The sequence below is a fragment of the Flavobacterium frigidum genome, from assembly GCF_048286735.1.
In the GTDB taxonomy this organism is placed as follows: Bacteria; Bacteroidota; Bacteroidia; order Flavobacteriales; family Flavobacteriaceae; genus Flavobacterium.
Map to the genome: position 1 here is coordinate 25,257 of NZ_JBLVPU010000020.1, position 16,416 is coordinate 41,672.

A 16,416-nucleotide genomic window follows, 5' to 3' on the forward strand; every position below is an offset into this window, starting at 1 on the left:
TATAGTTGTCAATTACGTTTTAACATTGGTATTTATTGCAACGACTCAAAAAGTATGGGTCTAATTAGCTACCAATAATTGAGATTCTTCCGGAGTAAAGTCGTTAATGATGCTGTAGGTATCAATTTTAGCAATGGCCATTTCATCCAGAATGTCAATTAAATTTTTATAATTACATTTTTCACTCGGTTTTATGATAACAATTGGTCCTCTGTTAGGTTTACCTATTGCCGATGTGTACGCATGCACTTTAGAATTTATTACGGAAAGTTCGCTTCGAATACCTTCTTTACCATAGAGCGATTCTTTTGGACCTTGCAGTGGTGCAAATAACAAACCATGATATGTTATGAGTTTATCATTATCATCGAGTAAAATTGTATAAGTTCGAATTTAATCTGGCATATTGCATATTGGTTCAGGACCACAACCACCTCTTTCTCCAGAATAATATTCGATCATTTTCGGCTTTGCCAAATCAATAGTGACCATAAAAAACACTATCAAAAGAAATGACACACTAACCATAGCGGTTAAATCTACTCTAGACTCCAATTTTTTACTTCTAATTTTTTCAGGCCGGTTTTTCATAGCTTTAAAATTGATATTCTAAGGTATTAAAAATAGGTAACGGTTGTTAATAAAGTCCTAATTTATTTCGCATTTAATTTTTAAAATACTGATTTTTAGCGTTTTGAATTCTATATAGGTTTTTATTGTATTTTTTATTAAAACCATAATCATAAAAGGAGCGTAAATGACTTTATATAACTTAAAAAAACAAATTTTATGAAAACTAGAAAATTTTTATCAATTGCATTTATGGCTTTAGTATTTGGAGCAACATCATACGCTCAAAAAACAGTAATGGTAGGCGGAGCAGCAATGTATCCTTCTAAAAATATTGTTGAAAATGCTGTAAATTCTAAAGATCATACTACGCTTGTTGCTGCAGTAACTGCAGCTGGTTTAGTAGAAACATTGCAAAGTAAAGGACCATTCACCGTTTTTGCCCCAACAAATGCAGCGTTTGATAAATTACCAGCTGGTACTGTAGAAACAGTATTAAAACCAGAAAACTTAAAAACATTGCAAACTATCTTGACGTACCATGTTGTTGCAGGAAAAATGAATGCTTCAGATATTGCAAAAGCAATTAAAGCTGGAAAAGGAAAAGCAACATTAAATACAGTAAGTGGCGGAACCTTGGTAGCAATGATGCAAGGAAAAGATTTAATTATTACAGATGAGAGTGGTGGAAAGTCTAAAGTTACAATTGCAGACGTAAACCAATCTAACGGAGTGATTCATGTGGTTGATACAGTTGTATTGCCAAAACAATAAAAGTTGGTTTAAAGTTGATGTTTGGTTAGTTTGAAAAGCCCTGCACTTTTGTGTTGGGCTATTTTTTTATAAGTATAAGTTTTTAATATAGTTTAATGAAATTTAGCATTATTTTCTTATAAATAAACATTTTGTAAAAAAATGTTAAAAAAAAGTGTAATTTTGTTTAAACATTTTAAACATGAATAAAAAATTACCTTTCGATATTTATAAAATTTTTTATTTCTTTTTTTTTTTTGCAGCTACACATATTTCTTATAGTCAATGTAATGGAATAGCTGGTACTGACAATGTAGCATTAGATATTTGTGATATTACAAATGTATCTAGTAAAAGCATAGATCTTAATGCGCAACTAGGTTTGCATACATCTGGCGGAATTTGGAAAGATGAGGATAGATCTGGAGGACTAAATCGAACCACTGGGATTTTAAATGCTCAATTAATTCGCCGTAGCGGAACATATAGGTATTCCTACACAGTTACAACTACATCGGGTTGCAGTGATACTGCTATTGTAACGGTTAACATAGGGGGATATACGGGAGTTCCTGGTGCCAATTCCTCTATTTGCAATACAGAATCCGCTTATAATTTATTTGAAGCGTTTAATGGTGATTTTCTTCCGCCGCAAATAGGAGGTACCTGGGTAGGAAATACCACTAATCTTGGTTTAACAAATAATACACTTAATACCACAAATTTAATTCCAGGTAGCACGTATGAATATACCTATTCAATTCCTGCAATAGGCTCTTGTCCAGCTCCACCTGATGTAAAAATATTTGTAACTATTTATCGTTCTCCTATTGCTGGTATTCCCAATGAAGTAAAATTGTGTTCAAACAAGTTGAATTCTTATAGGAGTTATAATCTTTTTGATGGTCTTATAGGCGAGGATGCAGGTGGTTTATGGAAAGAGAACAGTACGGATGAACTAGACAATAATGATGATACCGATTCTATTATTGATATTCAAAACATTTACAATACACGTGGTCCCGGTTTGTATCGATTTACCTATACTGTTTTTTCAGATAATAATGTTTGCGACGATCAAACGTCTGTTTTATTTATTACTTTAGAAAAGCAACTGGATTATACAGGCGCCACTTTGCAAGTAAATGCTCCAATTTGTGAAAACGAATTAGCTTCAACCTCATTTACAGCATCAATTAGAGATGTAATTAATATTCCTAATGGAGCCTATACCGTAACTTATACCATTTCTGGTAATACCAATGTTTTTTCAACAACTCAAAACTTTACCAATAACGTATTTACTTTTCCTTTAGCATCAAGTAGTTTTAGCACATCTGGTAATTATACTGTTTCCATTTCAAATATAGTAAGTGCATCTTCATTAGGAATTTGTACTAATATAGTTCCTACTATTTCTGGGGTAGTGAGAATTAATCCTATTCCGCAAATTAATATTGCTACCATACAAATTGACCCTGTATGTCAATTAACAAATGTAAATGTAGTATTATCGGGACCATGGAATCTAACAGATGGGGATTATAGTATTGTGTATACTCTATCTGGAAGTAATAGTCTAGTTAATCAAACTATGACAATTTCAGTACGTGCAGGAGTTGCATCATTCCAAATTCCTTCCTCTCAAATTCCTAACGCAGGAACGACCAACTTTACAATTAGCAGAATTACTAATTTGGCCACAAATTGTACCAATTCAGCTACTTTGTCTAAATCTTTCTTGGTTAAAGCCCTGCCTGATAGTAGTAATTTAATTGTAAGTATAAAGGAAGTTTGTGCAGGTCAGCCAGTTGTAGTGGAGCTCTCGGGATTAGGAGCTTTAACTGCAATTACAATTAATTATTCTTTATCTGGTGCAAATAATATGGGGGTTCAAATGGTTCCTTTAATGGTAAATGCTGGGAGGACAAGTTATACCATTCCTAGTTCATTTATTCCAAATTCCGGGCTTTCATCATTTAACTTAATAAGTTTTTCAGATTCTAGTACAGGCTGTTCTGCTTCGATGAATACCAATACTAAAAATATCGTAATTAATGCCTTGCCAAATGTACCATTGACTAGTAATCAAGAATTTTGTAAAGTGCAAAATGCAACCATAGCTAATCTAGTACCTAATGGCTCTCAGTACAGGTGGTATAATTCTATAACGAGTACTACTGCACTGCCTGCCACAACGGTATTACAATCAGGAAATTATTATGTAAAAGAGGTACATGCAACTACAGGGTGTGAATCTGGTTTGGCTCTAGCTCAAGTTGTTATAAATGAACTGCAAACTCCTATACTACTTCAAAATGGAGAGAAATTTTGTGGGTTAGATTTGCCTACTATTCAAAGTTTATCAAATAATGTAACTTCAAATGGAACTTTAAAATGGTATGATGCTGCTACGGGAGGAAATTTGTTATCTAACACAGCATTACTGCGAGATAATGGAATTTATTATGGTTTTGATTCAACAAATGCAAACAGTTGTTTGTCAACAACTTCTTTACAAGTAACAGTTTCACTGACCAGTTGTGATGCAACTCCAGAATTTTTTATACCTGATGGATTTTCGCCCAATGGAGATGGCGTAAACGATACTTTTTCTATTCCAGATATTGATTTTATTTATCCCAATTATGTATTAGAAATATTCAACAGATACGGAAGTCTCATGTATACGGCTAATAAAAACAAGCCAAGATGGGATGGTACTTCATCAGACTCCAAAAAAGCGCCTGAAGGAGTTTATTTTTATGTTATACACTTCAATAAAGGAAGCATTTCCCCTAAGCAAGGACGTTTTTATTTGAATAGATAACAATCATTATTTTTTAAAAAATAGTACATGAAAAAGTTCATACTACTTTCAAGTCTTTTCTTGATAATTACAAAATTAACAGCACAACAAGACCCTCAATATACCCAATACATGTATAATATGAGTGTTTTAAATCCTGCTTATGCTACAGGCATAGAGTCTGATTTAAATTTGGGTGCCTTGTATAGATCGCAGTGGGTGGGCGCTGTGGGTGCGCCAAAAACTTTGACATTATTTGCTCACATGCCAGTCAATAAAAAAGTAGAAGTAGGGTTTTCATTAATATCTGATGATATTGGTGGAGGAGTGAAAAAAGAGAATAATTTTTTTGCAGATTTTGCTTATTTGCTAGAGTTTAATAACAATCACAAAGTATCCGTTGGAGTAAAAGCAGGGTTTACCAATTTGCAAACTAATTTTGATGGCTTTGTTTTTGAAAGTGGTAATCTAGGAACAGATGATGCTTTTTCAGAAAATAGAAATGATATCATGCCAAATGTAGGTGTCGGAGCCTTTTATTTTACAAATAATTATTATGTCGGTTTATCTGCCCCAAATTTATTAGCAACAAAACAATTTGAAAATAGGTCAGGTACCAATTCCTTTAACAGAGAAAACACCCATGTTTTCCTATCAGCTGGATATGTATTTAAAGTATCAGAACAATTCAAATTTAAGCCAGCTCTTATGTCAAAATACGTTTCAGGTGCGCCAATATCTCTTGATGTCACTGCAAATGTTTTGTACAATGAAAAATTTGAGTTTGGAGCAGCATATCGACTTGGAGATTCTGTAAGTGCTATGATGAATGTAAAAGCTACACCCAGTATTCGTGTTGGGTACGCTTACGATTACAATACCTCTAGCCTAGGAGCATTTAATTCGGGAACCCATGAGATTTTTGTATTGTTTAATTTAGATTTATCCAGTAGAGGATACGATAAATCTCCACGATTTTTCTAAGACATAAATTATGAAAAAAATATACTTGCTACTATTGGTACTTTCCATCCAATTATTACAGGCTCAAGACGACAATCTAAAAAGAGCTAACCGACTTTTTGAACGCACTTTTTACAATGAAGCAATTCCATTGTACAAATCAATTATTCAAGATAATACTTCGCAAATTGTACTTAAAAACCTTGCTGACTGCTATTATTATACCAATGATTTTAACACTGCTCAGAACTATTACAAACTTTTAATCACAAATTTTGGAAGTGAAATTGGAGATGAATATTATTTTAAATATTCACAAACTTTAAAAGCATCTGGGAAGTATAATGATGCTAGTGCTGTATTGCAAAAATATTATGCTTCCTTATCGGATAAAGACATTTTGATTCGATACCAAAAAGGGCTTCAAGTTCTTAAAAACGTTACTGCTATTGGGGATAGATTCCAAATTAAAAATTTAAAGATAAACACACCCAACACCGAGTTTGGAGGTTTTGTAACTAACGATACATTTGTTTTTGCTGGTGTCAAATCTAAAATGGGTATGTTTGATAAACGTTTTAAATGGAATGGAGAATCCTATCTTGATTTGATGGCAATTCCGTTGCGCAATGTAAAAGCAGTGGACTCATTAGCCATTGGTTTTGACAGTAAAATAAACACAGCTATGCATGAATCTAATGCTGTATTTACAAAAGATGGGAAAACCATGTTTTTCACCAGAAATAACTATAAAAAAGGCAGACGCGGAAAAAATAAAGATAAAGTTTCCAATTTACAGTTGTTTAGAGCTTCCTGGAATAACGGAAAATGGACAAATATCATTTCGTTGCCTTTTAATAATGATAATTATTCAACAGAACATCCAGCATTAAGCATTGATGAAAAAACATTGTATTTTGCTTCAGACATGCCGGGAACACTCGGTTCATTTGATATTTTTTCTGTAGAAATTTACGGAGATACTTTTGGAGTACCTGTTAATCTTGGCAATTTGGTTAATACTGCTCGAAAAGAGCAATTTCCATTTGTTTCAAAAGACAACAAATTGTATTTTTCGTCAAATGGACATGAAGGGTATGGTGCATTAGATGTATTTGTTTCGGCTTTACAAAATGGAGTTCCTACACAAGCTGAAAATGTTGGGTTACCCATAAATTCAGGATATGATGATTTTGCTTTTTTTATAAATTCCGATACAAAGGAGGGTTTTTTCTCCTCTAACCGCTTAGGTGGTCAAGGAAGCGACGATATTTATTCGTTAACAGAAGAGAAACCATTGATTATTGAAGATTGTAAGCAGTATATAACCGGAATCATTACTGATGTGGATACTAAATTACCGTTAGAAAATGTAATGGTACAATTGCAAAACGTTGATGGTGAAATAGTACAACGTAGCATAACAACTACCGAAGGTAAATTAAGTTTTGAAGTTTTATGTAAAGTCACTTATAAAATTACAGTAGAAAAAGACAATTATACTTCCGCATCCAAAAAAATAGTAATTAATGCTGAGCGCAAAAAAAACAATGATGCTTCCATGCAAATTAAATCAAATGAGGCCATTAAACGAGAGCAGCAACTTGTTTTAGAGGAAGAAGAAAGAAATAGACTTACTGCTTTGGCTTTGCAACAAGAAAAAGAAAAAGTAGCTCAGTCTGAGAAAATAAAAAGCATTGCACTAACTGTAAAAAGAAATCAAGAATTAGTTGAAGCTAAAAAAATTGAAAAAGTTGCTACTATTTTAGCAAATGAAAAAGATGTTGTAAAAGATAAAGACCGCTTAATTATCAAGACCGATCCTATTTATTTTGATTATAATTTGTGGTACATCAGAAAAGACTCTAAAACTATATTGAATAAAGTTGTTGCTTTGATGAAAAAATATCCAGAAATGATAGTGGAAATAGGTTCCCACACAGACAACAGAGGTAATGGAAATTTTAATAAAGATTTATCCCAAAAAAGAGCACAGGCTACTAGAGATTACTTTTTAGAACAAGGAATTTCACCAAAACAAATTTTTGCAAAAGGCTACGGAGAATCAGTTCAAATTGTAAAATGTATACCCGAAGAAAGCTGCACCGAGGAGGAGCATGAGCTCAACCGAAGAAGTGAATTTGTGATTAAGAGTTTGTAAATAAAAATCCCGATACTTTAATTTAGAGTATCGGGATTTTACATTTAGTGAAATAACTACCTCAAAACAGCACCAAGTTCTGTTTCAAAATTCGTTTGTAATTTGTTCATAATTTTATCAATTTGCACATCAGTCAGTGTTTTGGCACTGTCTTGAATAGTGAAACTCAATGCGTATGATTTTTTTCCTTCTGGAAGATTGTTCCCTTCGTACACATCAAATAAATTGATGTCTTTTAAAAGCGTTTTTTCTGTTTGACGCGCAATTGTATAAATACTATCGTACGTTACGGCTTGATCAATTAGTAATGCTAAATCTCTTCGAACTTCTGGATATTTTGGAATCTCAGTATATTTTATTTTGGTAGCAATTAATTTTAAAATTAAATTCCAGTTAAAATCTGCAAAAAATACTTCTTGTTTGATTCCAAAATGTTTATTAATCGATTTTTTTACTACTCCTAATTCAACCACTATTTCCGTCCCTACACTAATCGCAATTCCCTCTGAAAAAACATCTGAAGTTACGGGCATGTTTTGTGTTTTTTGGATGCCAAGTCTAGATAGAATTCCATTTACATATCCTTTAAACATAAAAAAATCAGATGGCTTTTGTGCATTAGTCCAATTTTCCTGTGTTCTATTACCAGATAGAAATAAAGTCAAATGTTTTTTCTCTTCATAACCTGCAAGATAATTGTGGTATGTTTTTCCAAATTCAAATAACTTCAAATCGGAGTTTTTACGATTGATATTATACGAGATAGCTTCAAGCCCAGAGAATAACAAAGATTGACGCATCGTAGCTAAATCAGCACTTAAAGGATTTAACATGGTCACATTGTTAGCTGGATTTAAAGCCTCCGAAAGCACTACATAAGAAGCCGATGTTAATGAGTTTGCCATCATTTCATTGAAACCTTGAGAATTCAATTGTGAGGCAATCACATTCTGTATTTTATAATCTTCATTTCGAGGTGACTTAGAAACTGTAGCATTCAATTTTTTAGAAAAATCAATGTTGTTGTATCCATACACTCGTAATAATTCTTCAATCACATCAATTTCTCTTTGAACGTCAACGCGATACGATGGAATAGTCAATCCTAATCCTGCATCAGAAACGCTGTTGACTTTAATATCAAGTGAAACTAATATTTTTTTAATGGTATCTTTTGGTAATTCTTGACCAATGATTTTGGCTACTTTACTAAAGTTCAAAAACACAGAAAAGTCTTCTATTTTCTTTGGGTATACATTGACTACATCGGATGTTATTTCTCCGCCAGCTACTTCTTGTATTAAAAGAGCAGCGCGTTTCAACGCATATTCCGTAATGTTAGGATCAATTCCTCTTTCAAAACGGAACGAAGCATCGGTATTTAATTGATGTCTCTTTGCAGTTTTACGAATACTTACCGGGTTAAAGTAGGCGCTTTCTAAAAATATAGCATTGGTGTTTTCTGAAACTCCCGATTTTTTACCACCAAAAACACCAGCAATGCACAAAGGTCCTTTTTCGTCACAAATCATTAAATCTTCCTCGTGAAGTGTTCTTTCAATATCATCAAGCGTAGTAAATTTTGTGCCTGAAGGTAGTGTTTGCACTACTATTTTACCATTAATTTTCGAAGCATCAAACGCATGTAGCGGTTGTCCCAATTCATGTAAAACATAATTTGTTACATCGACAATATTATTTTTTGGATTTAATCCAATGGCTTTAAGCCTGTTTTGCAACCAAGCTGGAGAAGGTTTTACTTCAATTCCTGAGATGGTAACCCCGCAATATCTCGGTGCAAGTTTAGGTTCTTTTAAGTCAATATCAATTTTGAGCGTTCTTTTGTCTACTCTAAAATTACTAACAGAAGGTGTGATTAGCTCTACATTTACACCATTTTGTAGCATACCCGCTCTTAAATCTCTAGCAGTTCCTAAATGACTCATCGCATCGGCGCGATTGGGTGTTAATCCAATTTCAAAAACTTCGTCATTTTCTATTTTAAAAACCGTTGCCGCAGGAGTTCCCGGAGCTAATGTTTCGTCCAAAATCATAATTCCGTCATGGCTTTCACCAAGGCCTAACTCATCTTCGGCACAGATCATTCCATGACTTTCTTGTCCACGAATTTTTCCTTTTTTTATTGTAAAAGCAGCACCAATTGCATCGTATAAAATAGTTCCTATTGTTGCAACAGGTACTTTTTGTCCTGCAGCCACATTAGTAGCACCGCAAACAATTTGTACAGGAACACCATTTCCTATATCTACGGTAGTTATTTTTAGTCGGTCGGCATCTGGATGCTGTATGCAAGTAAGTACATGTCCTACAACAATTCCTTCTAAGCCGCCTTTTACCGATTGGTATTTGTCAACAATTTCTACTTCCAGACCTAAATCAGTTAGTAAAGCTGCTGTTTCTTCCGATTTACAGTCTATTTTAATGAATTGTTTTAACCAGTTATAAGATATTTTCATCTGTCAATTTTAATGAGAGTACATCGTCAGTTCGACCTTAAGTCTCGGATGCAAATATAATTAATGTTTCTTGAGGTTCAAAGTGAGTAGAGAACAAAGTTTTAAAACCTTTTTAAAGCAGAATTAGGCAATTTTACAGCAATTCTTCCACATGTTTTTTGATGTTCTCAGCAATTTTATGAGTTGGTAAATCATTTTCATCGCTTCCAAAAGGATCTTCAATTTCCTCAGCAATTAACTCTAAACTTGCTAATACATAAAAAATAAACACCACAACCGGCACTACATAATAACCCAAATTAAAAGAATATCCAAAAGGCAATGTCATCACATAAAAGAAAATGAATTTTTTAAGAAAAGCGCTGTAAGAGTAGGGGATAGGCGTGTTTTTTATTCGTTCGCAAGCACCGCAAATATCAGTAAATGATTTTACTTCTTCGTTTAAAATAATCAGTTGATCGCCAGTTATTTTTTTGGAATCATACAAATCATTAATTTTTTGAAATAACATTTTTGCGACTTGATTGGGTTTGTGTTTGTGATGATCAATCTCTAAATCAACACCATCAAACAACTGCTGGCTTGTCTCTTCATCCTTTAAATGATTATGTAAAATGGAAGCATAACCAGGAATCATTTTTCGAAAGTATTTGCGATCTTTTTCGTCATGTAAAATCGCAGATAATTTAATGGCAAAATTACGGCTATTATTAACTAGTGCACCCCACATTTTTCGTCCTTCCCACCATCTATCATAAGCGGTATTAGTTCTAAAAACGAGTAGAAGCGAGATCACGAAACCAAGCATTCCGTGCATGATGGTAATATTTTTCACATAACTAGTATCGGCTAACTTCCAATATTCAACTTCTAAATAACCAATAATTCCCGAGTAAATGCCAATAGCAAGCATTATTGGCAGCAAGGTTCGGAAGGTATCTGCTTTGTGAAAACGAAAAATAAATGTAAACCAATCTTTTGTATTGTATGAAACCATTTAAATACTTTTTTTAGCAAAAGTAAATTAAAAATTAAGATTTCCTGCCAACTCGCGAAGCGCAATTTCAGATAATTTTCCTTGAAATTGTGCATTACTGTAACGCACTTTGGCATTCACATAATTCAATTGTGCTGTCCTGAATTCTAAAGTTGTTATAGTCCCAATTCTGAATTTATCTAAAGTAATATTCAAATTTTGTTTGGCTATAGCTTCGTTTTTTTCCTCTAAGGCAATCAACTCTAAATTGGTCACATACGTTTGATAAGAAGTTGCCAACTGCGCATTTAATGCTAAACTTTGCTGGTCTATATTAAGTTTAGAGTTTTCAATTTGAATTTTAGCAATTTTTTCATTTCTATTTTGTGCAAAACCATCAAATAGATTTAATGAAGCACTAAAGCCATAGTTCAAACCTCTAGATTGGGATTGTGCCACAAAACCAAGACTGGATTGACTTTCGGAAAAATTATAAGCAGTATTTACTCGAACAGTAGGGTAGCGTGCCGCTTTAATTTGCTTGAGTTCTAGTTCAGCTACTCTTTTATTAATAATCTGTGCTTCTAATTGGGGATTTTGTTTCTCGGCCAGAGCTTTTAGTTCAGGAAGTAGTAATAATGCATCTACTTCAAGTTCATCAATTACTTTAAAATCTGTAGCAACATCTCTGGCCATTAGCTGATTTAATAAAATTTTACTGTTAGCATACAATTCTTTTTGTCGCAACAATGCCACTTGATCCGTATTCAAATCGACTTGGGCATTCAAAACTTCAAGTTTGGAGGCTTTTCCAATGGTAAATCGGTTTTGTGCCAAGGTCAGTCGCTGGTTTGAAATCACAATTGTTGTATCCAAAGCCGCTAATTGTTGTTGCTGTTGTACTAAATCGTAATAGGCCGCATTCACATCACTGATTCGCGTGATTACGGTTAATTTTAATTGCGCTTCACCCAGTTTTTGTAATTCCTTTAATTGATCCAATCTGGCAAACATGCGCATTCCGTCAAAAACGGTCCAATCCAATCCTACACCGTAGGTTAAACTATTGTTTTTGGCATTGTCTAATTCAGTTTTTGTTCCGTCCTGACGCGTTTGTGAACTGTTTTGAATGCTGTTATTATCCAGAACGGTTGCAGTAACTGTAGGTAACATTCCGGCATTTCCAATTGCCACATTTGTTTTTTCAATCGATAGCGTATTGGTAGCAATTTTTATTTCGTAATTGTTTTCTAACGCAATTTTTACTGCATTTTCTAATGTTAAAATTTCTTGAGCATTCGATGTTACAACTCCAAATAAGAGAAAAGCAAAAGGCAACAATATTCGTTTAGTATGTTTCATAATTGTATTTATTTGCCTAGAAATATCAAAGTGAATTTTTAAAATTAAGCTTCATTTTTGGTATTTATGGCATCAACGTTTTATTCAAAATTATTTAACTTCTCTTTCGTATTCTTCGATATGATCAAATTCTGGATAGTGTTTTCTGGCTTTAGACCACATCAAATACATGGCTGGAATTACAAATAATGTTAAAACTAAAGAGAAAATAGTTCCTCCTACAATTACTACTCCCATTCCGATTCTACTCGTTGAAGCAGCCCCAAGAGACATTGCAATAGGTAAGGCTCCCAATGAAATGGCCAAACTTGTCATTAAAATTGGTCGCAATCGCGCTTCCGAAGCTTCTAAAATAGCTTCTAGTTTAGGTTTGCCTTGTTCGCGTAATTGATTCGCAAATTCAACGATTAAGATTCCGTTTTTGGTTACCAAACCAATAAGCATTACGGTACCAATCTGACTAAAGATATTCCAAGTTTGGTCGAACAACCATAGGGAGAATAAAGCACCAGCTACTGCCATAGGAACTGTCAAAATGATGATAAAAGGATCGATGAAGCTTTCAAATTGTGCTGCAAGAATTAAAAATATTAATACCAAAGCCAATCCAAATGCAAAAGCGGTGTTTGAACTACTTTCAACAAAATCTCGAGATTCGCCCCCTAAATCTGTGGTGAAAGTATCGTCTAAAACTTTAGCCTTAATTTCGTTCATTGCGTCAATTCCGTCGCTTATACTTTTGCCTGGAGCAAGACCTGCAGAAATAGTTGCGGCCATGTAACGATTATTATGGTACAACTGTGGCGGGTTACTTTTCTCTTCAATAGTCACTACGTTATCCATTTGAATGAGTTGTCCCATACTATTCTTGACATACATCGAGGTTAAATCCAATGGTTTCGAGCGGTCTTTTTGATCAAATTGCCCAATAACCTGATATTGCTTACCATTTTGCATAAAATAACCAAAACGTTGTCCGCTTAATGACAGTTGTAAGGTTTGCGCAATGTCAATAACTGAAATTCCTAAACTTTCGGCTTTTTCCCTGTCGATAGTAACATTTACCTCTGGTTTATTGAATTTTAAATTCACATCACTGATGGCAAATGTTTCATTTTTTGAAACTTCATCCATAAAAACTGGAATTTTTTCTTCTAGTTTTTTAAAGTTAGGTGCCTGAATAATATATTGAATTGGCAATCCACCTCGTCTGTTCACAGCGATAGTAGGTTGCTCAATTACAGAGGTTTTGGCATCGGGGTATTGTTTGGTCCATTTGGTCAATTTCTCCGCAATTTCTTTTTGAGATTCTTTTCTCTCATTGGGTTGTACCAAAGAAACTCGAATGAATCCGCTGTTTACAGAGGAAGATCCAAAACCAGGAGAGGTAATAACTAAAGCAACTTTCTTACCCGGAATGGAGTCATCTACCAACTGTGAAATTTCTTGCATGAATCGATCGGTGTATTCATAAGAAGAACCTTCGGGAGTAGACATTCGCAATACAAAACCACTACGATCATCATAGGGTGCCGTTTCTTTTTGTAAAAGATTGAAAAATAAATATATTAAACCAAAACATGCAATCAAAATAGGGAAACTCAACCATTTCTTTTTCATAAAACGACTTAATGAACTAGCGTATCCACTATTTAATTTTTGAAAATAAGGTTCTGTACGAATATAGAATTTAGATTTTTTTTGTTCGCCGCCTTTCATCAAATAAGCGTTCAACATAGGTGTTAATGTCAACGATACAAAAGCCGAAATTAATACTGCAGCGCCAATGACGACGCCAAATTCCCTAAACAATCGCCCGACAAATCCTTCGAGGAAAATCACGGGCAAAAACACCGCTGCTAATGTGATAGAAATCGAAATTACCGCAAAAAATATTTCATTAGATCCTTTTATAGCTGCCTCAATAGGCGACATCCCTTCTTCTACTTTTTTGAAAATATTCTCGGTGACTACAATTCCATCATCAACAACCAAGCCTGTTGCCAGAACGATTGCTAATAAAGTCAATACATTGATGGAGAAACCAAAAAGCCACATAATAAAGAAAGTAGCAATCAACGAAACAGGAATATCAATTAAAGGTCTAAACGCAATGGCCCAATCTCTAAAGAATAAATAGATAATTAAAATTACCAAAATAATTGAAATTCCCAGTGTTTCTGCAACTTCAATTACCGATTTTTTAACAAAAACGGTATTGTCAATGGCTATATTCAGTTTGATATCCTTGGGTAAATCCTTTTTTAAACGTGCAAACTCTTTGTAAAAAGCGGTAGAAATATCTAAATAATTAGCTCCAGGAAGCGGTACAATTGCAACTCCAACTAATGGCGTTCCAGATTGTGTCATTTTGGTTTCGGTGTTTTCTGGACCAAGACTTGCGTTTCCAACATCGCTAAAACGTACTACTTTTTCTCCTTCGGTACGAATAATGATGTTATTGAATTCTTCGGGAGTAGAAAGGTTTCCCACTGTTTTCACCGTTAACTCCGTATTATTTCCTGTTAGTTTACCTGATGGTAATTCTACATTTTGCTTGTTTAAAGCAGCTCTCACTTCAGAAACAGTGCAACCGTAGGAGGCCAGTTTCACAGGATCGATCCACAAACGCATGGCATATCGTTTTTGTCCCCAAATTTGGACTCCACTTACTCCCGGAATAGTTTCTAATCGTTGTGAAATTACATTTTCGGCATAATCACTTAATTCTAATGCGTTTCTAGTATCACTTTGAACCGTCATAGAAATGATGGCTTCACCATTGGCATCTGCCTTAGACACAACAGGTGGGGAATCAATATCTTGTGGAAGGTTTCGAACGGCTTGTGAGACCTTATCCCGCACATCATTAGCAGCTTCCTCTAAATCTTTATCCAGATTAAATTCGATAGTGATATTACTGCTTCCTTGTGCACTCGATGAAGTAACGTTTCGAATACCATCGATAGAGTTGATTGCTTTTTCTAATGGTTCGGTGATTTGGGATTCAATGATATCTGAATTTGCACCAGCATATCGTGTGCTAATAGACACTTGAGCAGGATCAATAGATGGAAATTCTCGTACACCCAGAAAACTGTACCCAATTAATCCAAATAATACAATCGATAAATTGATTACAATGGTAAATACAGGTCTTCTAATACTTGTTGTGGATAAACTCATTTAGATTTTAGATTTTTGATTGCTGCTTTTAGATTTTTGATGTTTTTGAAGAAATCTAATCTTTCAACTATTTAATTTTAACGGTAACGGGAGTTTCATTTTTTAAAGACATTACACCACTAGTAATGATAGTATCTCCAGCTTTTAAACCAGAAAGCACTAAAATAGAAGCATCTGTTCGGGTTGCAGTTTCTATCATCACTTCTTTGGCTTGACCGTTACTAGAAATAAAAACTTTTTTACCATTTTGTACTGGAATTATAGCTTCTGTAGGAACTACAATGGCATCTTTTATAATGTCCAACGGTAATTCTACATCAGCAAATGTACCTGGCAACAGTTTTCCGTTTTTGTTATCAGTAATGGCACGAACTTGTAATGTTCTGGTAGCTACAGCCACTTCAGGCTCAATAGCATACACTTTTGCAGTAAATTTTTCAGTAGATCCAGAAATGGTAAACGTGATATTGGTATTTGTTTTTACCTGAGTGGCATATTTTTCTGGAATTGAAAAAGTGATTTTCAATTTTCCAGTATTTACTAGTTTTGCTACTAATATGGCTGGTGTAATGTAGGTACCCGGTGAAATAGAACGCAAACCTATTCTTCCTGAAAATGGAGCTCTGACAGCTGTTTTGGCAATTTGTGCTCTAATCAACTGGCTTTGGGCTTGCGCCGATTTTAAATCAGCTCGTGCCAAATCATATTCTTCCTGACTGATGGCTTCTTTTTGTAATAATAATTTGGCTCTTCTTTCGTTTTCCGATGCCAATCCTTCTCTGGTGGAAGTTTGTCGCAATTGTGCTCTTAATTCTAAATCATTTACTTTAAAAAGCACCTGTCCTTTACTCACAGTACTTCCTTCTTGAAAATAAATTGCTTCGACAATCCCAGAAACCTCGCTGCGAATTTCTACTTGTTCATTGGCTTCAATAGAGCCAGAAAGTGATAAATTGTTATCAAATGTTTGTGGAGTTGCCACAATTCCTGTCACATTAATCGATTTCCCTTTTGCTTTTGGATCTTTTGAATCAGTATTTGCACTCTTGTTTTCGGTGATTCTATAGCCAATAAATCCAATAATTGCTATGGTTAACAAGGCGTAAACTATATGTTTAATTTTCATAAGTAAAAAGTAAAGTAGGTTAAGGTTTAAAAA

The 16,416-nt window shown here is 34.2% G+C and carries 11 protein-coding genes; 4 read left to right on the plus strand and 7 right to left on the minus strand.

Translation table 11 applies throughout. The features are described from left to right. Nucleotides 1-60: 60 nt before the first annotated feature. On the minus strand, nucleotides 61-336 hold the full coding sequence (locus tag ACNQGO_RS12095; RefSeq protein WP_417985401.1) for a hypothetical protein: 276 nt from the start codon (nucleotides 334-336) through the stop codon (nucleotides 61-63). A 57-nt stretch (nucleotides 337-393) separates the two neighbouring features. Further along, nucleotides 394-591, minus strand: a complete 198-nt coding sequence (locus ACNQGO_RS12100) for an ExbD/TolR family protein (protein WP_417985402.1) — start codon at nucleotides 589-591, stop codon at nucleotides 394-396. A 198-nt stretch (nucleotides 592-789) separates the two neighbouring features. Here ACNQGO_RS12100 and ACNQGO_RS12105 point away from each other — a divergent pair, with 198 nt between their 5' ends. From ACNQGO_RS12105 to ACNQGO_RS12120, 4 genes are all read left to right on the plus strand, one after another. Then, complete coding sequence (locus ACNQGO_RS12105) at nucleotides 790-1,344, plus strand: fasciclin domain-containing protein (protein WP_417985403.1); 555 nt, start codon at nucleotides 790-792, stop codon at nucleotides 1,342-1,344. 181 nt (nucleotides 1,345-1,525) lie between these two features. Further along, complete coding sequence (locus ACNQGO_RS12110) at nucleotides 1,526-4,153, plus strand: gliding motility-associated C-terminal domain-containing protein (protein WP_417985404.1); 2,628 nt, start codon at nucleotides 1,526-1,528, stop codon at nucleotides 4,151-4,153. 27 nt (nucleotides 4,154-4,180) lie between these two features. Beyond that, entirely contained in the window at nucleotides 4,181-5,116 is a 936-nt protein-coding gene (locus tag ACNQGO_RS12115) for a PorP/SprF family type IX secretion system membrane protein (RefSeq protein ID WP_417985405.1), read from the plus strand. Nucleotides 5,117-5,126: 10 nt separating this feature from the next. Continuing rightward, nucleotides 5,127-7,256, plus strand: a complete 2,130-nt coding sequence (locus ACNQGO_RS12120; RefSeq protein ID WP_417985406.1) for an OmpA family protein — start codon at nucleotides 5,127-5,129, stop codon at nucleotides 7,254-7,256. A gap of 56 nt (nucleotides 7,257-7,312) precedes the next feature. Here ACNQGO_RS12120 and pheT read toward each other — a convergent pair whose 3' ends face one another. The 5 genes from pheT to ACNQGO_RS12145 form a co-directional block, all read right to left on the minus strand. Further along, nucleotides 7,313-9,733 (minus strand): phenylalanine--tRNA ligase subunit beta, encoded by a 2,421-nt coding sequence (gene pheT, locus ACNQGO_RS12125; RefSeq protein WP_417985407.1) that lies wholly within the window; start codon nucleotides 9,731-9,733, stop codon nucleotides 7,313-7,315. 133 nt (nucleotides 9,734-9,866) lie between these two features. Further along, nucleotides 9,867-10,730, minus strand: a complete 864-nt coding sequence (locus tag ACNQGO_RS12130) for a bestrophin family protein (RefSeq protein WP_417985408.1) — start codon at nucleotides 10,728-10,730, stop codon at nucleotides 9,867-9,869. A gap of 27 nt (nucleotides 10,731-10,757) precedes the next feature. Next, on the minus strand, nucleotides 10,758-12,071 hold the full coding sequence (locus ACNQGO_RS12135; RefSeq protein WP_417985409.1) for a TolC family protein: 1,314 nt from the start codon (nucleotides 12,069-12,071) through the stop codon (nucleotides 10,758-10,760). Nucleotides 12,072-12,161: 90 nt separating this feature from the next. Continuing rightward, nucleotides 12,162-15,257: an efflux RND transporter permease subunit gene (locus ACNQGO_RS12140; RefSeq protein ID WP_417969597.1), complete on the minus strand. Its 3,096-nt coding sequence runs from the start codon at nucleotides 15,255-15,257 to the stop codon at nucleotides 12,162-12,164. A 67-nt stretch (nucleotides 15,258-15,324) separates the two neighbouring features. Continuing rightward, the gene (locus ACNQGO_RS12145; protein WP_417943896.1) at nucleotides 15,325-16,383 is read right to left on the minus strand and encodes an efflux RND transporter periplasmic adaptor subunit; all 1,059 of its coding nucleotides are present in this window, start codon (nucleotides 16,381-16,383) and stop codon (nucleotides 15,325-15,327) included. Nucleotides 16,384-16,416 lie beyond the last annotated feature (33 nt).

Excerpts from the sequence above, each read along its gene's own strand:
- ACNQGO_RS12100 (WP_417985402.1), bottom strand. The coding sequence starts at position 591 with ATGAAAAACCGGCCTGAAAAAATTAGAAGTAAAAAATTGGAGTCTAGA.
- ACNQGO_RS12105 (WP_417985403.1), top strand. The coding sequence starts at position 790 with ATGAAAACTAGAAAATTTTTATCAATTGCATTTATGGCTTTAGTATTT.
- ACNQGO_RS12110 (WP_417985404.1), top strand. The coding sequence starts at position 1,526 with ATGAATAAAAAATTACCTTTCGATATTTATAAAATTTTTTATTTCTTT.
- ACNQGO_RS12140 (WP_417969597.1), bottom strand. The coding sequence starts at position 15,257 with ATGAGTTTATCCACAACAAGTATTAGAAGACCTGTATTTACCATTGTA.
- ACNQGO_RS12120 (WP_417985406.1), top strand. The coding sequence starts at position 5,127 with ATGAAAAAAATATACTTGCTACTATTGGTACTTTCCATCCAATTATTA.
- ACNQGO_RS12135 (WP_417985409.1), bottom strand. The coding sequence starts at position 12,071 with ATGAAACATACTAAACGAATATTGTTGCCTTTTGCTTTTCTCTTATTT.
- pheT (WP_417985407.1), bottom strand. The coding sequence starts at position 9,733 with ATGAAAATATCTTATAACTGGTTAAAACAATTCATTAAAATAGACTGT.
- ACNQGO_RS12145 (WP_417943896.1), bottom strand. The coding sequence starts at position 16,383 with ATGAAAATTAAACATATAGTTTACGCCTTGTTAACCATAGCAATTATT.
- ACNQGO_RS12115 (WP_417985405.1), top strand. The coding sequence starts at position 4,181 with ATGAAAAAGTTCATACTACTTTCAAGTCTTTTCTTGATAATTACAAAA.
- ACNQGO_RS12130 (WP_417985408.1), bottom strand. The coding sequence starts at position 10,730 with ATGGTTTCATACAATACAAAAGATTGGTTTACATTTATTTTTCGTTTT.